Origin of the sequence: Mesorhizobium sp. M0208, from assembly GCF_040322015.1 — a bacterium.
Lineage (GTDB): Bacteria > Pseudomonadota > Alphaproteobacteria > Rhizobiales > Rhizobiaceae > Mesorhizobium.
Window position 1 is genome coordinate 52,366 of the sequence record NZ_JAMYSP010000032.1, and the last position, 17,195, is coordinate 69,560.

General features: G+C 60.5%; 15 protein-coding genes, 1 tRNA gene and 1 pseudogene. 5 read left to right on the plus strand and 12 right to left on the minus strand.

Features of this window, described 5'->3' with window-relative positions; translation table 11 throughout:
* Positions 1–11: 11 nt before the first annotated feature.
* The 5 genes from gmd to NKJ17_RS25550 form a co-directional block, all read right to left on the minus strand.
* Positions 12–1,106 (minus strand): GDP-mannose 4,6-dehydratase, encoded by a 1,095-nt coding sequence (gene gmd / locus NKJ17_RS25530; RefSeq protein ID WP_352690645.1) that lies wholly within the window; start codon positions 1,104–1,106, stop codon positions 12–14.
* A 162-nt stretch (positions 1,107–1,268) separates the two neighbouring features.
* On the minus strand, positions 1,269–2,546 hold the full coding sequence (locus NKJ17_RS25535; RefSeq protein ID WP_352690609.1) for a sugar transferase: 1,278 nt from the start codon (positions 2,544–2,546) through the stop codon (positions 1,269–1,271).
* A gap of 34 nt (positions 2,547–2,580) precedes the next feature.
* Positions 2,581–3,915, minus strand: a complete 1,335-nt coding sequence (locus NKJ17_RS25540) for a UDP-glucose dehydrogenase family protein (protein WP_352690611.1) — start codon at positions 3,913–3,915, stop codon at positions 2,581–2,583.
* Positions 3,916–4,061: 146 nt separating this feature from the next.
* Complete coding sequence (nusG, locus tag NKJ17_RS25545) at positions 4,062–4,625, minus strand: transcription termination/antitermination protein NusG (RefSeq protein WP_352690613.1); 564 nt, start codon at positions 4,623–4,625, stop codon at positions 4,062–4,064.
* A 482-nt stretch (positions 4,626–5,107) separates the two neighbouring features.
* Complete coding sequence (locus NKJ17_RS25550) at positions 5,108–5,698, minus strand: biotin transporter BioY (protein WP_352690615.1); 591 nt, start codon at positions 5,696–5,698, stop codon at positions 5,108–5,110.
* A 114-nt stretch (positions 5,699–5,812) separates the two neighbouring features.
* On the opposite strand from NKJ17_RS25550, the gene NKJ17_RS25555 reads away from it, so the two are divergent.
* A complete protein-coding gene (locus tag NKJ17_RS25555) occupies positions 5,813–6,721 on the plus strand; it encodes an MBL fold metallo-hydrolase (RefSeq protein ID WP_352690618.1) in 909 nt (302 codons plus the stop codon).
* A gap of 13 nt (positions 6,722–6,734) precedes the next feature.
* On the opposite strand, the gene NKJ17_RS25560 is transcribed toward NKJ17_RS25555, so the two are convergent.
* On the minus strand, positions 6,735–7,520 hold the full coding sequence (locus NKJ17_RS25560) for a DUF1499 domain-containing protein (RefSeq protein WP_352690621.1): 786 nt from the start codon (positions 7,518–7,520) through the stop codon (positions 6,735–6,737).
* An 86-nt stretch (positions 7,521–7,606) separates the two neighbouring features.
* Positions 7,607–9,235 (minus strand): fatty-acid--CoA ligase, encoded by a 1,629-nt coding sequence (locus NKJ17_RS25565; RefSeq protein ID WP_352690625.1) that lies wholly within the window; start codon positions 9,233–9,235, stop codon positions 7,607–7,609.
* A gap of 176 nt (positions 9,236–9,411) precedes the next feature.
* Between NKJ17_RS25565 and NKJ17_RS25570 the strand changes: the two genes are divergently transcribed.
* Both NKJ17_RS25570 and NKJ17_RS25575 read left to right on the plus strand, forming a co-directional pair.
* Positions 9,412–9,798, plus strand: a complete 387-nt coding sequence (locus tag NKJ17_RS25570) for a hypothetical protein (protein ID WP_352690627.1) — start codon at positions 9,412–9,414, stop codon at positions 9,796–9,798.
* Between the two features lie 109 nt (positions 9,799–9,907).
* Positions 9,908–10,297: a DUF427 domain-containing protein gene (locus NKJ17_RS25575; RefSeq protein ID WP_352690629.1), complete on the plus strand. Its 390-nt coding sequence runs from the start codon at positions 9,908–9,910 to the stop codon at positions 10,295–10,297.
* Here NKJ17_RS25575 and NKJ17_RS25580 read toward each other — a convergent pair whose 3' ends face one another.
* From NKJ17_RS25580 to ppdK, 5 genes are all read right to left on the minus strand, one after another.
* Entirely contained in the window at positions 10,298–11,035 is a 738-nt protein-coding gene (locus tag NKJ17_RS25580) for a polysaccharide deacetylase family protein (RefSeq protein WP_352690631.1), read from the minus strand.
* A gap of 139 nt (positions 11,036–11,174) precedes the next feature.
* Complete coding sequence (locus NKJ17_RS25585) at positions 11,175–12,278, minus strand: glycosyltransferase family 9 protein (protein WP_352690633.1); 1,104 nt, start codon at positions 12,276–12,278, stop codon at positions 11,175–11,177.
* Positions 12,279–12,678: 400 nt separating this feature from the next.
* Positions 12,679–12,846, minus strand: a complete 168-nt coding sequence (locus NKJ17_RS25590; RefSeq protein WP_352690635.1) for a hypothetical protein — start codon at positions 12,844–12,846, stop codon at positions 12,679–12,681.
* A 483-nt stretch (positions 12,847–13,329) separates the two neighbouring features.
* Positions 13,330–13,512: a hypothetical protein gene (locus NKJ17_RS25595; protein ID WP_352690637.1), complete on the minus strand. Its 183-nt coding sequence runs from the start codon at positions 13,510–13,512 to the stop codon at positions 13,330–13,332.
* 162 nt (positions 13,513–13,674) lie between these two features.
* The gene (gene ppdK / locus NKJ17_RS25600; RefSeq protein WP_352690639.1) at positions 13,675–16,383 is read right to left on the minus strand and encodes a pyruvate, phosphate dikinase; all 2,709 of its coding nucleotides are present in this window, start codon (positions 16,381–16,383) and stop codon (positions 13,675–13,677) included.
* 189 nt (positions 16,384–16,572) lie between these two features.
* Between ppdK and NKJ17_RS25605 the strand changes: the two are divergent.
* Positions 16,573–16,900 (plus strand): annotated as a pseudogene (locus NKJ17_RS25605) (VOC family protein); the annotation flags it as partial.
* Between the two features lie 127 nt (positions 16,901–17,027).
* Positions 17,028–17,102, plus strand: a tRNA-Gln gene (locus NKJ17_RS25610).
* Positions 17,103–17,195: the final 93 nt, after the last annotated feature.

Consider the following 17,195-nt stretch of genomic DNA (forward strand, 5'->3'; position numbering starts at 1 on the left):
TGCAACGTTCCTTACTGTGCCGCAACTCGAATCTGATCCTCGTCCAGACGCCGGTGCTCCGATTCGCGCTTTACCGTTTCAAGGTCGGACTGGACCATTTCCTGGACCATGGTTGCTAGGGACGTTGTTGCCTTCCACCCTAGAACGCGCTCCGCTTTCGATGCGTCACCAATCAGAAGCTCAACTTCGGTCGGCCTGAAATAGCGGGGGTCCACCTCGACCAGAACGGCGCCCGATTTCGCGTCGATGCCTTTTTCGTCGATACCGGAGCCAACCCATTGGATCTCGGTCCCAACCTCATTGAATGCAAGCTCGACAAAGCGGCGGACCGAGTTCTTCACGCCGGTTGCGAGAACGTAGTCATCGGGCACGTCATGCCGAAGAATTCGCCACATACCTTCGACATAGTCGCGGGCGTGGCCCCAGTCCCGTTCGGCAGACAGATTTCCGAGGTAGAGCTTGTCCTGAAGGCCCAAGCTGATCGCAGCAGCCGCCCGGGTGATCTTGCGGGTGACAAATGTCTCGCCGCGCATCGGGCTCTCGTGGTTGAACAGGATGCCATTGGAAGCATGGATATCATAGGCTTCGCGGTAATTCACGGTGATCCAGTAAGCGTAGATTTTGGCAGCCGCATATGGTGAGCGAGGATAGAAAGGCGTCGTTTCTCGTTGCGGGATCTCCTGAACCTTGCCGTAGAGCTCCGAAGTCGAAGCCTGATAGAAGCGCGTCTTCTTTGTCAGGCCAAGCAACCGGATGGCTTCGAGGAGACGTAACGTACCGATCGCATCCGCGTTCGCTGTATATTCTGCGGTCTCGAAACTCACCTGGACGTGGGATTGGGCCGCAAGATTGTAAATCTCGTCTGGCTGCACTTCCTGGACAATACGGATAAGATTGGTGGCGTCGGTCATGTCGCCATAGTGCAATGACAGCCTGACGTTCTTTTCATGGGGGTCCTGATAGAGACTATCGATGCGACCGGTGTTAAACGACGAGGAACGCCGCTTGATGCCATGAACATCATAGCCCTTTGCCAAAAGAAGTTCCGCCAGATAGGCGCCATCCTGGCCGGTGATGCCGGTTATGAGCGCGGTTTTCCTAGTCATTGTGCTTCTCCTGTGTCGATAGGACGATATTCTCAATGCCAATCAGCGCGCCATAAGGCATTGCATTTTAAATACCCATTTCAAAAAACTATTGTTTATGCCCATCTGTAGGTCTCGTGCGCGGCCGCATGGCTGCGTCCACTACTGATCTTTGTCGCCTTGTCAACGTGCGCCAAATCCCGTCAGCATGGTTCGGATGGTGCGAAACACGATCAGCACGTCGAGCCAAGGAGAGAAATTCTTGATGTAGTAGAAGTCGTAGTGAAGTTTTTCCAGGACATCGTCGACGGCCGCGACGTGCCCTTGGTTGACTTGCGCCCAGCCAGTAATGCCAGGCCGCACGATGTGCCGGTATCGATAGAACGGCAGCTCCGCCTCGTACCATTTCGATAGGACAAGCGCTTCCGGGCGCGGACCGATCCAGCTCATCTCGCCGCGCAGGATGTTGAATGCCTGCGGCAACTCGTCGATCCTGGATTTTCTCAAGAACTGCCCCAAACGGGTGATGCGTGTGTCGCCGGCCTTCGTGATGGCCGCTTCCTTCTCGTCAACGGCCGTGTCGCTGAGCTTCATCGTTCGAAACTTATAGACCTCATACGGATGGCCTCTATAGCCCATTCGCTTCTGTCTAAATAGCGCCGGTCCAGGCGAATCGATCTTTACGGCAATCGCCACGAACACCAGCAATGGTGAGAAGACAACAAGCACAAATAATGCAGAAGCCCAGTCTATCGCCTGCTTTATCTTCAGGTAAGCCTGGTTTGGATTCAGGGAGCCCAGCGTGTTTTCGGAAAGATGCTCGATCTCGACCCGGCCGGTGAGAGATTCGCTGATCTGTTTGACGTGGTAGACCGGCGTTCCCGAGAGCGCACGGTCGGCGATGTATCCCTCCCACTCATCTGAAAGATCGGCCCGAAGATCGGCCACGACGCCGTTTGCATAGTCGATAACCCTGTCAGGCGAACGAATCCAGTGCCAACTCACGCCTGGTATGCTTTCGAGCCTACTTACATCTCCACCAGGAATTATTGCCAGCCGGTATGGAGCTAGCCTTCGAGTGGCTAAATGCAAGCCGAAATACCACAATGTTGATTGGATGAAGCTCGCAGCGGCTTGGAACCGGCTGTAGTCAAACCGAAAAAAGAAAATGGTAACAAAAACAACACCATAGGTTAGCGCAAAGGTGGGTAGGATGTAACCTGTTGCTGCCACACCAGGAAAATTTCCAATTCGCTTATAAAACAAGTAGCCTGTCATGTGAGCAATAAATGCAGCCAAAATCGTTACCTGCATGTTTGAAGAAAATATTACGCCAAACCCAAACGACATACGGACAAGCACAGGAAACAAAATAGCGAAGGTCAATCCACCTAGCAATTGAAAGCGCATCCGAAGCAAAATATGCCTTGCTCTAGGCAGGGTAATTGTAGAAGTGTTCAAGTTGATTTCCGCTAACCTGATCAACATTCAAGCTTCAATGACCCACATCCATTCGGCGAGATATCGCTCCTCGGCCGACGCTCGAATAGGCTATGCCTTCCTTCACGACGTCCTCGCCGCGGTAGACGTTTCGCAGGTCAACCATCACCGGCGTCGCCATGACTGCACCGAGCCGCTTCAGATCCAGTGACCGAAACGCGTTCCACTCGGTGACGATGACGATCGCGTGCGCGCCGTCGGCCACCGCGTAGGCGCTTTCCCCGAATTCAATGCCGTCGATCATCTTGCGCGCCTGCTCCATGCCGACCGGATCATAGGCCTTGATCGAAGCGCCTGCATCCTGGAGTGCCTGAATGATGGCCAATGAGGGGGCGTCGCGCATATCGTCGGTGTTCGGCTTGAACGTAAGGCCAAGGATACCGACAGTCTTGCCGCGCACCGTGCCGCCGCAGGCCTCGACCACCTTGCGCGCCATCGCCCGTTTGCGCTGGTCGTTTATGGAGACCGTCGTTTCTATAAGCCGCACGGGGCTTGCCGCGTCCTGCGCGGTCTTGACCAGCGCAAGCGTATCTTTCGGGAAACAGGAACCGCCATAGCCCGGCCCGGCATGAAGAAACTTGGCGCCGATGCGATTGTCCATGCCGATGCCGCGCGCGACGTCCTGAACATCGGCTCCCAACCGCTCGCAGAGATCGGCAATTTCGTTGATGAAGGTGATCTTCATGGCAAGAAACGCGTTGCCGGCATATTTGGTGAGCTCAGCCGTACGCCGGCTCGTATAGAATATCGGCGCGACATTCAACGAGAGTGGGCGATAGATCTCGCCCATGACGGCTTTGGCCCGTTCTGCATCGGTCCCGACGATGATGCGGTCGGGCCGCTTGAAATCCTCGATGGCCGATCCTTCGCGAAGAAATTCCGGATTGGAGACCACCGCAAAATCACCTGTGGGATTTTGCTCGCGGATGATCCGTTCCACCTCATCGCCGGTACCGACGGGAACGGTCGATTTCGTCACCACGACCGTAAACTCCTTGAGTGCGCGACCAACTTCGGCGGCCGCGTCATAGACGAAGGACAGGTCGGCATGGCCATCGCCACGCCGTGATGGCGTGCCCACGGCAATGAAGACGACATCCGATTGGGAAACGGCATCCGCCAGATTGTCGTCGAAACGCAAGCGGCCTTGCGCGGTGTTGGTGGTGACGAGGTCGTCAAGCCCTGGCTCATAGATCGGTATCTTGCCGAGTTTGAGCATGGCAAGCTTGTCCGCATCACGATCGATGCAGCAGACCTGATGGCCAAAGTCGGCGAAGCAGGCGCCCGAGACGAGCCCCACATAGCCGGCACCAATCATTGTTATTCGCATATCGCGTACTCTCAATCAGCGCCGACGAGACGATCTCGTCAGACAACGCCTAGTCCCACCAAAGAACTGCTACCGCACTCCCGGGTGAAAACCCGAGAGCCAATCCTACAACAATTTACATCACGACGCCGCCTTGATGGTTGCGGCTACGCGATTGCTACGAGATCCCTAGCATCCAAGTCGACAGGGATTTCGCCATTCATGATGGCCACCAGAACCCGGGCTCGTCCCGCTGGATCGAGCCGGTCAAGGCGACCGATTGTATCCGCGAGAGGGCCCGAAAGGATTCGGACCGAGGCACCGGCTGCGAGGCCTCCACTGAAATCAAGCAGCCCATCCTTGCCGGTCAATGCAATGAAACGCTCGACTAAACCCGAGGGGACCGGCAAAGGCCGGTCGCCTTGCGTAACGAGGGAACGCACACCGAATGTTCCATTGACCGAACGCCAACGTTGCAGTCCGACGTCAAGGGCGATGAACATATAGCCTGGGAAATAGGCCGCCGACCGGGTTTCGAGCCTCCGGGCATGACGCACGGTTTTCTCGCAGCGAGGCACAAAGGGCTGGAACCCCTGGATCCGGAGATGCCGCTCGGCAACGTGCTCCTTTCCGGGAAAGACGCTGGCCGCATACCAGCGGGTTGCCGGCGCGGCGGTCGGCTCAGGCGACGGGATTGTTGCCTTGCTCGTTGTTTTTTCCGCGCTATTCACGTGTCTCCCTTCAGCGGTCGGCGGCATGATCTCAGGTCAACGGTTACGACAGTGTGTGGATACCAGCAAGCAACCAAGCCACTAGAGTCAAGGCGGTTGGGTTAAGAATTTCCTACACATTGTCCAGAAATTTAGCTCTGCCTAAATAATCATCGAGCCGCTTTCTTTTTCAGCTGGCTGAGATGCTATGTCGAGCAATTTATTTGCATACGTAAGTGCGTGGTTACGCTAGTCGTGACGAATCGCCCGTTGGTTCTGGTACTTAGTCTGTCAACTTGAAGCTAATGTGACGGAAGGCGTCGCGCACAAGCCTGCCGCCGGCGACAAAGATCCTGCACGGCCACACCAAGTACGGCGAAAACCATTCGGCAGGTTTTCTCGCAGAACGGGTCACCATCGAGTCATGGGGGTTCAGGCAATAACATGGCGACAGCGATACAACATGCAGGTCCGCTTTTGACTTAAGTTCCGCTCGACCGGCTTCACGAACGCTTCAGCAGCGACCAGACAGCCGGCACCAGGCTCGCGGCCAGCGCTACCTTGATCAGATCACCGACGATAAAGGGCACCACCCCGAACTGCCAGGATTTTTCCGGGCCGATCAACAGCGCCAGCCAGGCAAAGCCCATTGCCATCATGACGATCTCGGCCACCAGCATGGCATTGAAGAGCTTGATAGGATGGCGATCCCAGCCACGGTCGGCAGCCCAGCCGACGATCGCCGCCATGACGACGAAGCCGGCTAGATAACCGCCGGTCGAACCGAGCATGTATGCGATGCCGATGCCTTTTTCCGGCGTGCTCTGGAAGACCGGAAAGCCCATCGCGCCCTCAGCCATGTAGAGAAGCAGCGTTGCGACGCCGAGGCGCATGCCGAAGGAGGCAGCGATCAGGAAGACAGCGAGCGTCTGCATCGAGATATCGACCGGACCGAGCATGACCTTGGTCTTGGCCGACAAGACCAGCAGCAGCGTTCCGGCGAACGCCAGCAGAAGCTGTCCCGCCAGGCGGGCCGGGCCCTTTTCGGGCAAAGCGAGAGAAATGAGCGGACGCATCGTCGTTGCAATTGCCATGGTCTTCCCCGTTCCGGATTGCCGCCGAACGCGGCCTTGCGTTTTCCTATATTGGCTTCCGTGCTATGCGGCAATCGGTTTTGCCCTCGCCCCAAAAAAGGTCGCGACGTTCGCATGGCGCTGAAATTCGACACACGCTTCGACCCTGCCTACGGCCAAGGCGTAGCCGTTGCGCCCAACGTACTTCGGATCACCGCCAGGAACCCAAGCCCGTTCACCTTTCACGGAACCAACAGCTATATCGTCGGACGCGAGACGCTGGCGGTAATCGATCCCGGGCCGGATGACGAGGCACATCTTAGAACACTGCTCGAAGTGATCGGGACCAGGCCGGTCAGCCATATCTTCGTCAGCCACACGCATCGCGACCATTCGCCGCTGGCGGCTCGGTTAAAGCAGCATACGGGTGCGGCGGTTCTGGCGGAAGGCCGACATCGTCCGGCGCGGCCGTTGCGTACCGGCGAGGCCAGTCCGCTCGATGCCAGCGCCGACACCGGCTTTGTTCCTGAAATCGCGCTGCGGGACGATATGGTGATCGACGGCAACGGCTGGGCGATCCGGACGGTGCTGACGCCCGGCCATACCGCCAATCATGCAGCCTTCGCGCTGGAGGGAACCGGCATCCTTTTCTCGGCCGACCACGTCATGGCGTGGGCTACCACGATCGTCGCGCCGCCGGACGGCGCGATGGCGGACTACATGACATCGCTCGACCGGCTGATCGAACGTGACGACCGGCTGCTGCTGCCCGGCCATGGCGGGCCGGTGACCGAGCCGCGCAGCTTCATGCGCCGATTGAAAACGCATCGCAAAATGCGCGAACGGGCAATTCTGGAGCGGATCAACAGCGGCGATCGGGCAATCAAGGACATGGTGGAGGTGATCTATCGAGACACCGACCCGCGCCTGCATGGCGCGGCCGGCCTGTCGGTGCTTGCCCATCTGGAAGACCTGGTGGCGCGCGGCCTGGTCCACACCGATGGCGCGCCGGCTATCGACGGCATCTATTCGCCAGCAAAGTAGTACCCTCCCGACATCATTCCGCCGGCGCCACGCCCACCTGGCCGGCGACTTCCTGGTCCAGTTCGGCAAGAAAATCGGTGATGCGCGCTGCATTGTCGCCAAGATCGTGGCGGCCGTAACGCGAGGCCGAGCGCATATCGACGATGACCACGTCGCCGTCGTCGGTCACGCGGATGGCGACATCGGCGGGAAGGCCAAGCAGCCAGCTCCTGGCCAGCGCATCGATCGTCACGTCGCTTTGCCCTGCTGCGTCGGGAAATGGCGCCGTGAGCTGCCAGCCGCGCCGATCGAGCACGGTTTTGACCGCCTCCAGAACGCGATCGAAAGGCAAGGTGTAGCTGCGACCGGTAACGAGCGGATAAGCTTCGATTTGCAGGCGCTGCTCGCCGGGCGTCGGCGGCAAAAGCTCGTTCATGTCCTTTGTCCGGGTAGAAATATCGAGCGCCGGCGGGTCGTCCAGATCCGTCGAGATGTCGCGCAGCGGCGGATAGGTCGCCGCCCAATAGGCCGCGACGCCGTAAGGGACCAGCACCAGAAGCGCCAGCAAGGCGCCGACGGTCAGGTCCTGGCCGCCGCGATCGCCGAAATTCCACAATCGCGCAAAGGCAAATCCGGCAAACAGAAGCGCAAATGCGGCCAGCAAGGCGACAATGCCAAGCACCCATAGGAAAGGTGGGGTCTCGACGAAGTCATAGCGATGGCCGATGAGAGCGGTCAGCAGCAGGACTGCCGAAAACGCGCCGGCGCGCCGCGACCAACCGGCAGCCCTCGACGTTCGTCGCTCGGGAATTCCCGTCATTGTTTTTCCGCGCTGCCCCAACCCGAACAAAGGCATAGTGCGCCTTTCAGCGGCGGCTTGAAGGCGCAAAGACGCCGCATCTCCGGTCAATCCGTGGGCAGGTGATAATCCCGGAACTGCTGACGCAAGGTAATCTTCTGGATCTTGCCGGCAGCGGTGTGCGGGATTTCGCCGACAAAGGCGACGTCGTCCGGCATCCACCACTTCGCCACCTTTCCGTCCATGAAGGCGAGGATGTCCGTCTTGGTCGGCTCCCTGCCCGGCTTACGCACGACCACGAGCAAAGGCCGCTCGCCCCATTTCGAATGCGGAATGCCGATGGCGGCGGCCTCCGCCACATCGGGATGGCCGACCGCAAGGTTCTCGAGCTCAATGGTCGAGATCCATTCGCCACCCGATTTGATCACGTCCTTGGCGCGATCGGTGATCTGCATGTAGCCGCCGGGGTCGATATGCGCGACGTCACCAGTATCGAACCAGCCCTGTTCATCGAACTGTTCGGCTCCGATGCCGCCATAATAGGCGCGCGCGACGGCCGGCCCGCGGACCTTGAGCCTGCCGAAGGTCTTGCCGTCCCATGGCAGTTCCTTGCCGGCGTCGTCCGTCACCTTCATTTCGATGCCGAACGGTGTGAAACCCTGCTTCTGCTGGACGCCTAGGCAGGCCTCGCCCTTCAGCCCGGCATACTGCGGCTTCAGGGTGCACAGCGTGCCGAGCGGCGACATCTCGGTCATGCCCCAGGCGTGGACGACCTGGACGTCGTAACTGTCCTGGAACTTCGTCGTGAGCGCGCGGGGGCAGGACGAGCCGCCGATGACGACTTTCTGGAGATAGGGAAGTTTCTTGCCGGTCTCTTCCAGATGCTGGAGGAGCATCATCCACACCGTCGGCACAGCGGCGCTGAGGGTCACCTTCTCGGTGTCGAGCAGCTCGTAGAGCGAAGCGCCATCCATCTTGCAACCGGGCATGACCAGCTTGGCGCCGACCATCGGCGCGCTCTGGGCAAGGCCCCAGGCATTGGCGTGAAACATCGGCACGACCGGCAGTATGGTATCGCGCGACGACATGCCCATGGCGTCGGGCGTCGCGGCGATCCAGGCGTGCAGCACGTTCGAACGATGGCTGTAGAGGACGCCTTTCGGGTCGCCCGTAGTGCCCGAGGTGTAGCAAATGCCGGCGGCGGTGTTTTCATCGAATGTCTTCCAGGCGAAGTTGCCGTCGGCTTGAGCAAGCCACTCTTCATAGGCAACGACATTGTGCAGCGCTGTCTTCGGCAAATGCACCTTGTCGGTCAGCACAATAACCTGCTTCAGCGACTTGACCGCACCGGCGATCTTTTCGAGCAACGGCAGGAAGGTCAGGTCGACGAAGATCGCCTTATCCTCGGCATTGTTCATGATCCAGGTGATCTGCTCGGGAAAGAGCCGCGGGTTGAGCGTGTGATAGATCGCGCCGACACCCATGATGCCGTACCAGGCCTCGATGTGGCGCGCGGTGTTCCAGGCCAGGGTCGCGATGCGGTCGCCAAGCCCGAAGCCGTCCCGCTCGAGCCGCTCGGCGACCTTCAGGGCACGATGGTGGATTTCGGCATATGTGCTGCGCACGATCGGCCCCTCGATCGAGCGCGACACGATCTCGCGTCTGCCGTGCTGCCTCTCGGCATTGTCGATCAGCTTGTGGCAAAGCAGCGGCCATTCCTGCATCAGCCCGAGCATCTTGTTCCTCCCAATATTTTTCGCCATTGTGGGACGAACCGGCGGATTGTCCAGCGGTGACCGGGCTGGAGCGGTGCATAGGGCGAAATGAGGCGGAATTCGCCACAATCCGGCCATGCTCGGCGTTAACGTTGATTAACGGGCGGGGCGCGATTGGCTAATATAAGAGGTGTCGCATGGACGCGCAGCTCGACGACGAAGCCCTCGAAAATACGCTTGCCGAAAGTCTGGCTGATCTGGTGGCAGCCGATGTCGCGCAGGCCGATCTGGTGCCTGACGCCAAAGCCGTTTCCGAAGATGAATTCGTTGAGGTCGTCGGTGGCGCCCTCGAGGCGGTCGGCGGCACGCTCTTGTTCAAGATGTGCGTCGAGAACGAGGGCGAAGCCCAGCACGTCGCTGCCGCCTGCGTCGGCGATGGCGGCAATCGCCAGTTCCTGCTGCTCACCTTGCCGACCAGCGGTGGTGCGCTGAAGGTCGAGACCACCTCGAAAAGCACCAATCCGGTGGCCGGCATTGCCGCCGCCTATGCCGGGCTGATGGACGCATTCCAGGCTGCGGCCTGATTTCCAGGCGGGCTACCAGAGGCGAGCGCAAGACTGCCGCCTGGTGGCAGGCAGCTCTTGCGCAAGGCTCGTGCCAGACACATCTTGGGTCGAGGCAAGGAGATCCGACATGGACCAGATCGCAAACCCGGCACCAGGCTTTCAGCGCAATCCGGGCAAGGTCATCACCGTCGAGCCTTACAAGGGCACCGTGACGGTGCGCGCCGGCGATGTCGTCATCGCCTCGTCCAGCAAGGTCAAAGTGCTGACCGAATCGCCCTACCCTCTGGTTTTCTACATTCCGTTCGGCGACATCGACTTCAAACAGCTTGGCAAGACCGAACACTCGACCCATTGCCCCTATAAGGGCGATGCCAGCTATTGGAGCGTGCTGCCCGCCGGCGATGCAGGCAAGGATGCGATGTGGGCCTATGAGCGGCCGTTCGACGAGATGGCCGATATCCGCGATCACGGCGCGTTCTATCCGAACAAGGTGACCATCGAGGCCACGCCCGACTGATCAGTCGGTGGTGCCTTCATCGCCGATGCCGTCGGCATCGTCGAGCCGCACGAAGGTGAGGCCCTTCGCCTTCAGCGCCAGAAGTCCCTGCACAACGCCTTCGCCGGCCGCATGGGTCGGCTGGTTGATATGAGCGATGATTACGTCGCCGTCCTTTGCCGCTGCGATGCGCCGGGCGGTCTCTTTTGCGCCGAGCAATGAGCCGCCATCGCCGTTGATTGAGAATCCGGCGATCTTGAAGCCAAGCTTGCGGATCATTGCGATTGCCGACGGGCTGTATTCGGCGGTTGCGCCGCGAAACCATTTCGGCGCCGGTTCGCCGGTCACGGCAAGAGCGGCAGCACCCGATTCGACTTCGGCCAGCACGGCCTGCGGGCTACCGGCACTGCGAATGCCGTAGATCTTTTGCGGCGTGTCGACGGCCGGGACGTGGCGGCCACCATGGTTTTCCAATTCAAATAGGTCGGGATGCGCCCGCATGATCTCGACGGCGGCGGCGTTGTGTTTCAGCCAGATGCCGGTGACGAAAATGGTGGCGGGAATCTTGTTTTCCACCAGCGCCGAGAGAATCCTTGTATCGGTCCGCCCGCCGCAGGCATCGAGCGTTAGCGCGACGCGGCCGCTGCCCGCCTCGGCCTTGATGTGCAGCGTCGGTTCGACGAGCAACTGGGCGTTGCCGGGAGAGGCAGCCCACAGCGATATCGCAATGGCGCAAAAATGCTTTTGGAACAGGCGCATTGATTATTTCCAGGTCGGCCGGATCAAAGTTGAAGCGGCGACCCCAAGACCGGCATCAAGGCGGAATCGGGACGATGCCCCTGCAAAAGCGTCGGCAGCGGCAATTTGACCGCGGGCCTGACCGTTGGCAAGCGCGAGGTCACAATGCGTGCTCCACGTCCTTAACCGTACGTGAAAGGATCGCGCGCACCGCGTCGACAACCGCTTTGACCTCCAGCCGCCAGACGCAGCAGGCCTTGCTCGGATCGGGACGGCGGCACAGGTCCCTGGCTACGCACTCGCAAGGCATGGAGGGCCGCGGCGTAACACTGGCCACGCCGACAGGACCCCAGACGGCGGGGTCGGTCAGGCCGAAGAGGCCGACAACCGGCGTTCCCGCGGCGGCGGCCATGTGCATCGGGCCACTCTCGTTCCCCAGAAACAGGCGTGCCTGGCCGAGGACCGCCAGCAGCGTTGCCAGCGACAGCACCCCGACCACGTTGACGACCGGCGAAGCGGCCTTGGCGACGATGCGCTCGGCAGATGCCTGTTCACCGGGGCCGCCGACAAGCAGGAAGTCCAACCCGGTCTGTCGCGAGAGCTCGTCGATCGCCAGCGCAAAACCTTCCGGTTGCCATTGCCGGCCCCGAAAGCTCGCTCCCGCATGAACGGCTATGAAGGCGTTACGCCGGAGATGATGCCGGTCGAGAAGCGCCAATGCCTTGGCGGTCTCGAGCGGCAGCGGCTCAATCTTTGGGACCGGCGCGCGCAACTCCACGCCGAGTGCCTCAAGCGGCGAAAGATAGCGGTAGAGATAATGCTGGCCACCAAAGCCGAACGGCTTGGCCAGGACGTTGGCGGGCTGGCGTTCCAGCCAGCGCAACGGTTTTTCGGGAGGATCATATCCGACGCGGGTCTTGGCGTTGACGAGCCTGACGATGATGCGTGAGGTTTTGGAATCGGCCAGGTCGATGGTCAGGTCAAACCGGAACCGGCGCAGAGCGCGCACCATCGCGTAAAGCTCGCTGCCACGCTCCAGAGGGGTGCCACGCATCCGTACGCGCCGGAACGCCACCACGTCCGAGGCGATGCCATGAGCCATCAGGAAACTGGCAAAGCTCGCCTCGCAAAGAAACACGATCCTGGCCTTAGGATATTCGAGGTGCAGGTTACTGGCGAGCGCCGAGGCGAGGACAAGATCGCCGATGAATTTCGTCTGGAGGATGAGAATCGAGCGGACGTGCGTGGGCGGGTTCTGCAACATCTGTTTCTGGCACCGGGGCGGGTTCGGGAGCCGGAAACTGGGCAGAAACGATGTCGGGATTTGGAGCCGTCACGCGCACGTTCGCGTGAATTTGGTTACAAATCGGTAAGGTCAGATGCCGGTGGACTTCAACTCCTATCCGCGGCCGTTCTTTGCAACCTTCACCGGCGCGTGCGCGGCGCATCTACCGGTTCCAGATCGACCAAATCAAAGTCGAAGTGGCGATCCCAAACCGCCATCAAGGCGCTAGGTCACAGTGCGGGCTCCACGTCCTTAACCTTGCGTGAAACAGTCTCGTTCGCGCCAACAACCGGTTGACCTCCAGCCGTCAGACGCAAGCTTTGTTCGCACCGGCCAGCGGCGGGGAGGCGCCTCGCCAGGCCGCAAAGCGTCAGGTGGGTCAGCCCAGCGGCTGATCATTGACGGCGCTTTGCCGGTTCGACCACCAGGTGAAATAGATCCGGCCGATCTTGACGACGGGTATACGGCGGGCGCGCTCGCGGTCGCGCAATTCGCGGTACACCTTCACCTTCAGCGTGCCGCCAGGCATCCTGATACGCACCGCCATCGATTCCTCCGCCCCATTGTGCAATGCAGCATCAGAGACCTTCCGTAGCGCAAGAGTCAACGCCTGCCCGCTGACTTTTTCTGGGACTAGTTAAGCGGCGGCGCGCACTGCGGTTCCTGATCCCGCATGGAGTGCCCAGTCGGGATCGTCGGGTGCGCGGGCTATTTCCTGGGCGAGGACTTGTTGGGCGACGATGGGCGATCGGAGACGCCGCTCGGCCATCAGATGACGAAATAATTGCCGACCTGCCAAACCGGTACCTCGCCCTTCTGCTCGCGGCGCCGCAGCTCGTCCCTTTTCTTGATCTTCAAAGTCCCGCCCGGAAGCCTGTTTCTTATCGTCACGTGTCCTCCCGTACCCCCCAAGGTACGAACGATAGACGGGAACAGTTTCATCCCGGCTAAGCAATTTCGTTCAGGTCAAGCAATTTCGGGCGCGGTAGACACAGGAACCGGGACCGGAGCGAGATCGCCGGAACCGGCTTCATTTGAAGAAATCCGCAATGCCGTTGATAGCCAGCACCGCGTAGACGATCGGTCCGGCGATAAACGCACAATAGAGGCAAAGGATCGCCGCCAGCGCCAGCAGCAGCGGCTTGTCGCGGCCGACGGCGCGGAGTTCGGACTTCACCGTCCAGCGTGCAGCGGTTTGTTCATCATCAGACATGTTCACCATCCCGCGGCCATTTCACACGGCGGGTCGAAAACTTCAACTTACCCTTGCTGCGCGGAGGGATTCACTATGCAGTGCAATATTCTTGCTGTGCATCCAAAGGGTCGCGATGCCCAGCTCGACGCCAGGCAGTAAAAATTTCCGTGGTCACCGTGCTTATCTGTCCGAATTCCTTCGATCAGATTTATTCAGGTCCCCAGCTTTCGGAACCAGTACCGCCGCCTGTGCGGCAGCCAGCCTGGCAATCGGCACCCGGTAGGGCGAACATGACACATAGTCGAGCCCGACCTTTTCACAGAAATGGATTGAGGCCGGGTCGCCGCCATGCTCGCCGCAAATGCCGAGCTTGATCTCCGGCCGCGTTGCCCTGCCTTTTTCGGCCGCCATCCGCACCAGTTCGCCGACGCCCTCGATATCGAGCGACACGAACGGATCCTGCTCGATGATGCCCTTTTGGCGATAGGTCTCCAGAAACGAGGCGGCATCGTCGCGCGAGATGCCGAAGGTGGTCTGGGTCAGATCGTTGGTGCCGAAAGAGAAGAATTCGGCCGCCTCGGCAATGACATGAGCGCGGATCGCGGCGCGCGGCAGTTCGATCATCGTGCCGGTAAGATAGGTGATCTTGACGCCGGTTTCCTCCATCACGCTCTTGGCGACGGCATCGATGCGCGCCTTGACGAATTCGAGCTCCTTCGCCAGCCCGACCAGCGGCACCATGATCTCGGGCACCACCAGCGCGCCCGCCTTCCTGCCGGCCTCCACGGCTGCCTCGAAAATGGCGCGCGCCTGCATCTCGGCGATTTCGGGATAAGAGACCGCAAGCCGGCAGCCGCGATGGCCGAGCATCGGATTAAACTCGTGCAGCGCTTCGGTGCGCCGCCTGAGCTTGTCCGGCGATACGTTCATGGCAGCGGCGACCTCGGCCACCTCCTCCTCGGTCTTCGGCAGGAATTCGTGCAGCGGCGGATCGAGCAGGCGGATCGTCACCGGCAGGCCGGCCATAATCTCGAACAGTTCGAGGAAATCGGAGCGCTGCATCGGCAACAGCTTGGCCAGCGCCGTTCGGCGGTCCTTTTCCGTATCGGCCAGGATCATCTCGCGCATGGCAACGATGCGGTCGCCGTCGAAGAACATGTGCTCGGTGCGGCAAAGCCCGATGCCTTCGGCGCCGAAGGAGCGCGCCATGCGCGCATCGAGCGGCGTCTCGGCATTGGTGCGCACCTTCATGCGGCGCGCGCCGTCGGCCCATTCCATGATGGCGGCGAAATCGCCCGAGAGTTCCGGCTGCAGCATCGGCACGGCGCCCTTCAGCACCTGGCCGTTGCCGCCGTCGATGGTGATGATGTCGCCCTTGCGAAAGGTCGCGCCCATCGCCATCAGCGTGCCGGCCTTGTAGTCGACGCGCAGCGAGCCGGCTCCTGATACGCAAGGCTTGCCCATGCCGCGCGCCACAACGGCGGCGTGGCTGGTCATGCCGCCGCGCGTCGTCAGGATGCCTTCGGCCGCATGCATCCCGTGGATGTCTTCGGGGCTGGTCTCGATGCGCACCAGGATCGCCTTGCGGCCCTGCGTCTTGGCCTCCTCGGCATCGTTCGAGGAAAACACGATCTCGCCGGTCGCAGCACCCGGGGAGGCCGGCAGGCCGACGCCGATCACATCCCGCGCAGCCTTCGGATCGATGGTCGGATGCAGCAACTGGTCGAGCGAGGCCGGATCGATGCGGGCGACGGCCTCCTCCTTCGAGATCAATCCGTCCCTGGCCATGTCGACGGCAATCTTCAGCGCCGCCTTGGCGGTGCGCTTGCCGGACCTGGTCTGCAGCATCCACAATTTGCCGCGCTCGATGGTGAATTCGAGATCCTGCATGTCGCGGTAATGCTGTTCCAGGCGGTCCGAGATGCTGACGAAAGCCTGGAAGGCGTCCGGCATCAGCTTCTGCAGCGACGGCTTGTCGGAGCCGGCGGCAATCCGCGCAGCCTCGGTGATGTTCTGCGGCGTGCGGATGCCGGCAACGACATCCTCGCCCTGGGCATTGACCAGGAACTCGCCATAGAGCTGCTTTTCGCCGGTCGACGGATTGCGGGTGAAGGCGACGCCGGTGGCCGAAGTGTCGCCCATATTGCCGAAGACCATGGCCTGGACGTTGACCGCTGTGCCCCAGCTTTCGGGGATATCGTGCAGGCGCCGGTAGGTGATGGCGCGGTTGTTCATCCAGCTGGAAAACACCGCGCCGATGGCGCCCCAAAGCTGCTCGTGCGGATCCTGTGGAAAGGGCTTGCCGAGCTCCTCCTCGACCTTGGCCTTGTAGAGCGCGATCACGCCTTGCCATTCGATCGCCGTCAGCGCGGTGTCGAGCTCATGGCCGAGGCCGCCTTTCTGGTCCTCGAGGATTTCCTCGAACACCTCATGGTCGAGACCCATGACGACATCGGAATACATCTGGATGAAACGGCGGTAGCTGTCATAGGCAAAGCGCGGATCGCCTGAATCGGCGGCCAAGGCTTCGACCGTTTCGTCATTCAGCCCGAGATTGAGCACGGTGTCCATCATGCCTGGCATCGAGGCGCGCGCACCTGAGCGAACCGATACTAAAAGCAGTTTCGAGGGATCGCCGAAACGGCGCCCGGTCAGCCGGCCTATGTGGTCAAGCGCCACCGCGACGTCCCCTTCCAGCGAAGCCGGGTAGGTGTGGCCGTTGGCATAATAGGCGTTACAGACTTCGGTGGTGATGGTGAAGCCCGGCGGCACCGGCAGGCCCAGACTGCACATTTCGGCCAGATTGGCGCCCTTGCCGCCGAGCAGATTGCGGTCGCCGGCACGGCCTTCCGCGGCGCCGTCGCCAAAGGTGTATACCCATTTGGTCATGCTTGCTCCCCGGTTGCAGGAGATTGGAAAATTATTGGCAAATCGAGCGATATGATGCTGCAGTGCGAAAGGCAAGGCATCGACCAAGCCCGCCGGCCTCTACAATCGATTAAGGAAAAGCGGCGCCGGAAAGACTTGTTTTTTGAAAGCTTTGCTTTGGAACACAAAGAGAACAAAGGACAGACGAGAATGGCCGGAAAGCTCGATTATCTGAAATGCCAGCTACAGGCGGAACGCTGGACAGCGTGAAGGCTTTCTACAGCGCGGCCTTCTGATGGTCGTTCACCGATTACGGGCCGACCTACTCAGCCTTGCCGAAGGGCTGGACGGCAGTGTTCTACCGGATGGCCAAGATGCGCCGGCCAAGCCGTTGCCCGTGCTCTATTCCGAAAGGCTGGAGGCAACATTGAGTGCCGTCGAGAATGCCGGCGGCACCTTCGTCAAGCCGATCTTTTCGTTCCCCGGCGGCAGGCGGTTCCATTTCGTCGATCCGGATGGCAATGAAATGGAGTGGGGGAATAGATCCATTCAAAGTAGCGATTGCAAAACTGGTGAATCGGTCGCGCATAGTCGATATGTCGGCATTGAGCTTTCTCCCGGCTCGTCCTATAAGGCCGCGCGCACAGCGGGCACGCTCCGGCTGTTGGGGCGTCGCCAAGTGGTAAGGCATCGGTTTTTGGTACCGACATTCCCAGGTTCGAATCCTGGCGCCCCAGCCAATTCTCATCGGTACGACCCGGAGACATGGGTAACAGAATGTACCTAAGACATGGGTGACAACCTCGTGCCGAACGGGTTGTCGATGGTCTGCA

Excerpts from the sequence above, each read along its gene's own strand:
- NKJ17_RS25570 (WP_352690627.1), top strand. The coding sequence starts at position 9,412 with ATGGACGCGCAGCTCGACGACGAAGCCCTCGAAAATACGCTTGCCGAA.
- NKJ17_RS25595 (WP_352690637.1), bottom strand. The coding sequence starts at position 13,512 with ATGTCTGATGATGAACAAACCGCTGCACGCTGGACGGTGAAGTCCGAA.
- NKJ17_RS25550 (WP_352690615.1), bottom strand. The coding sequence starts at position 5,698 with ATGGCAATTGCAACGACGATGCGTCCGCTCATTTCTCTCGCTTTGCCC.
- NKJ17_RS25560 (WP_352690621.1), bottom strand. The coding sequence starts at position 7,520 with ATGACGGGAATTCCCGAGCGACGAACGTCGAGGGCTGCCGGTTGGTCG.
- NKJ17_RS25590 (WP_352690635.1), bottom strand. The coding sequence starts at position 12,846 with ATGGCGGTGCGTATCAGGATGCCTGGCGGCACGCTGAAGGTGAAGGTG.
- gmd (WP_352690645.1), bottom strand. The coding sequence starts at position 1,106 with ATGACTAGGAAAACCGCGCTCATAACCGGCATCACCGGCCAGGATGGC.
- NKJ17_RS25580 (WP_352690631.1), bottom strand. The coding sequence starts at position 11,035 with ATGCGCCTGTTCCAAAAGCATTTTTGCGCCATTGCGATATCGCTGTGG.
- NKJ17_RS25540 (WP_352690611.1), bottom strand. The coding sequence starts at position 3,915 with ATGCGAATAACAATGATTGGTGCCGGCTATGTGGGGCTCGTCTCGGGC.
- ppdK (WP_352690639.1), bottom strand. The coding sequence starts at position 16,383 with ATGACCAAATGGGTATACACCTTTGGCGACGGCGCCGCGGAAGGCCGT.
- NKJ17_RS25575 (WP_352690629.1), top strand. The coding sequence starts at position 9,908 with ATGGACCAGATCGCAAACCCGGCACCAGGCTTTCAGCGCAATCCGGGC.
- NKJ17_RS25565 (WP_352690625.1), bottom strand. The coding sequence starts at position 9,235 with ATGCTCGGGCTGATGCAGGAATGGCCGCTGCTTTGCCACAAGCTGATC.
- NKJ17_RS25555 (WP_352690618.1), top strand. The coding sequence starts at position 5,813 with ATGGCGCTGAAATTCGACACACGCTTCGACCCTGCCTACGGCCAAGGC.
- NKJ17_RS25585 (WP_352690633.1), bottom strand. The coding sequence starts at position 12,278 with ATGTTGCAGAACCCGCCCACGCACGTCCGCTCGATTCTCATCCTCCAG.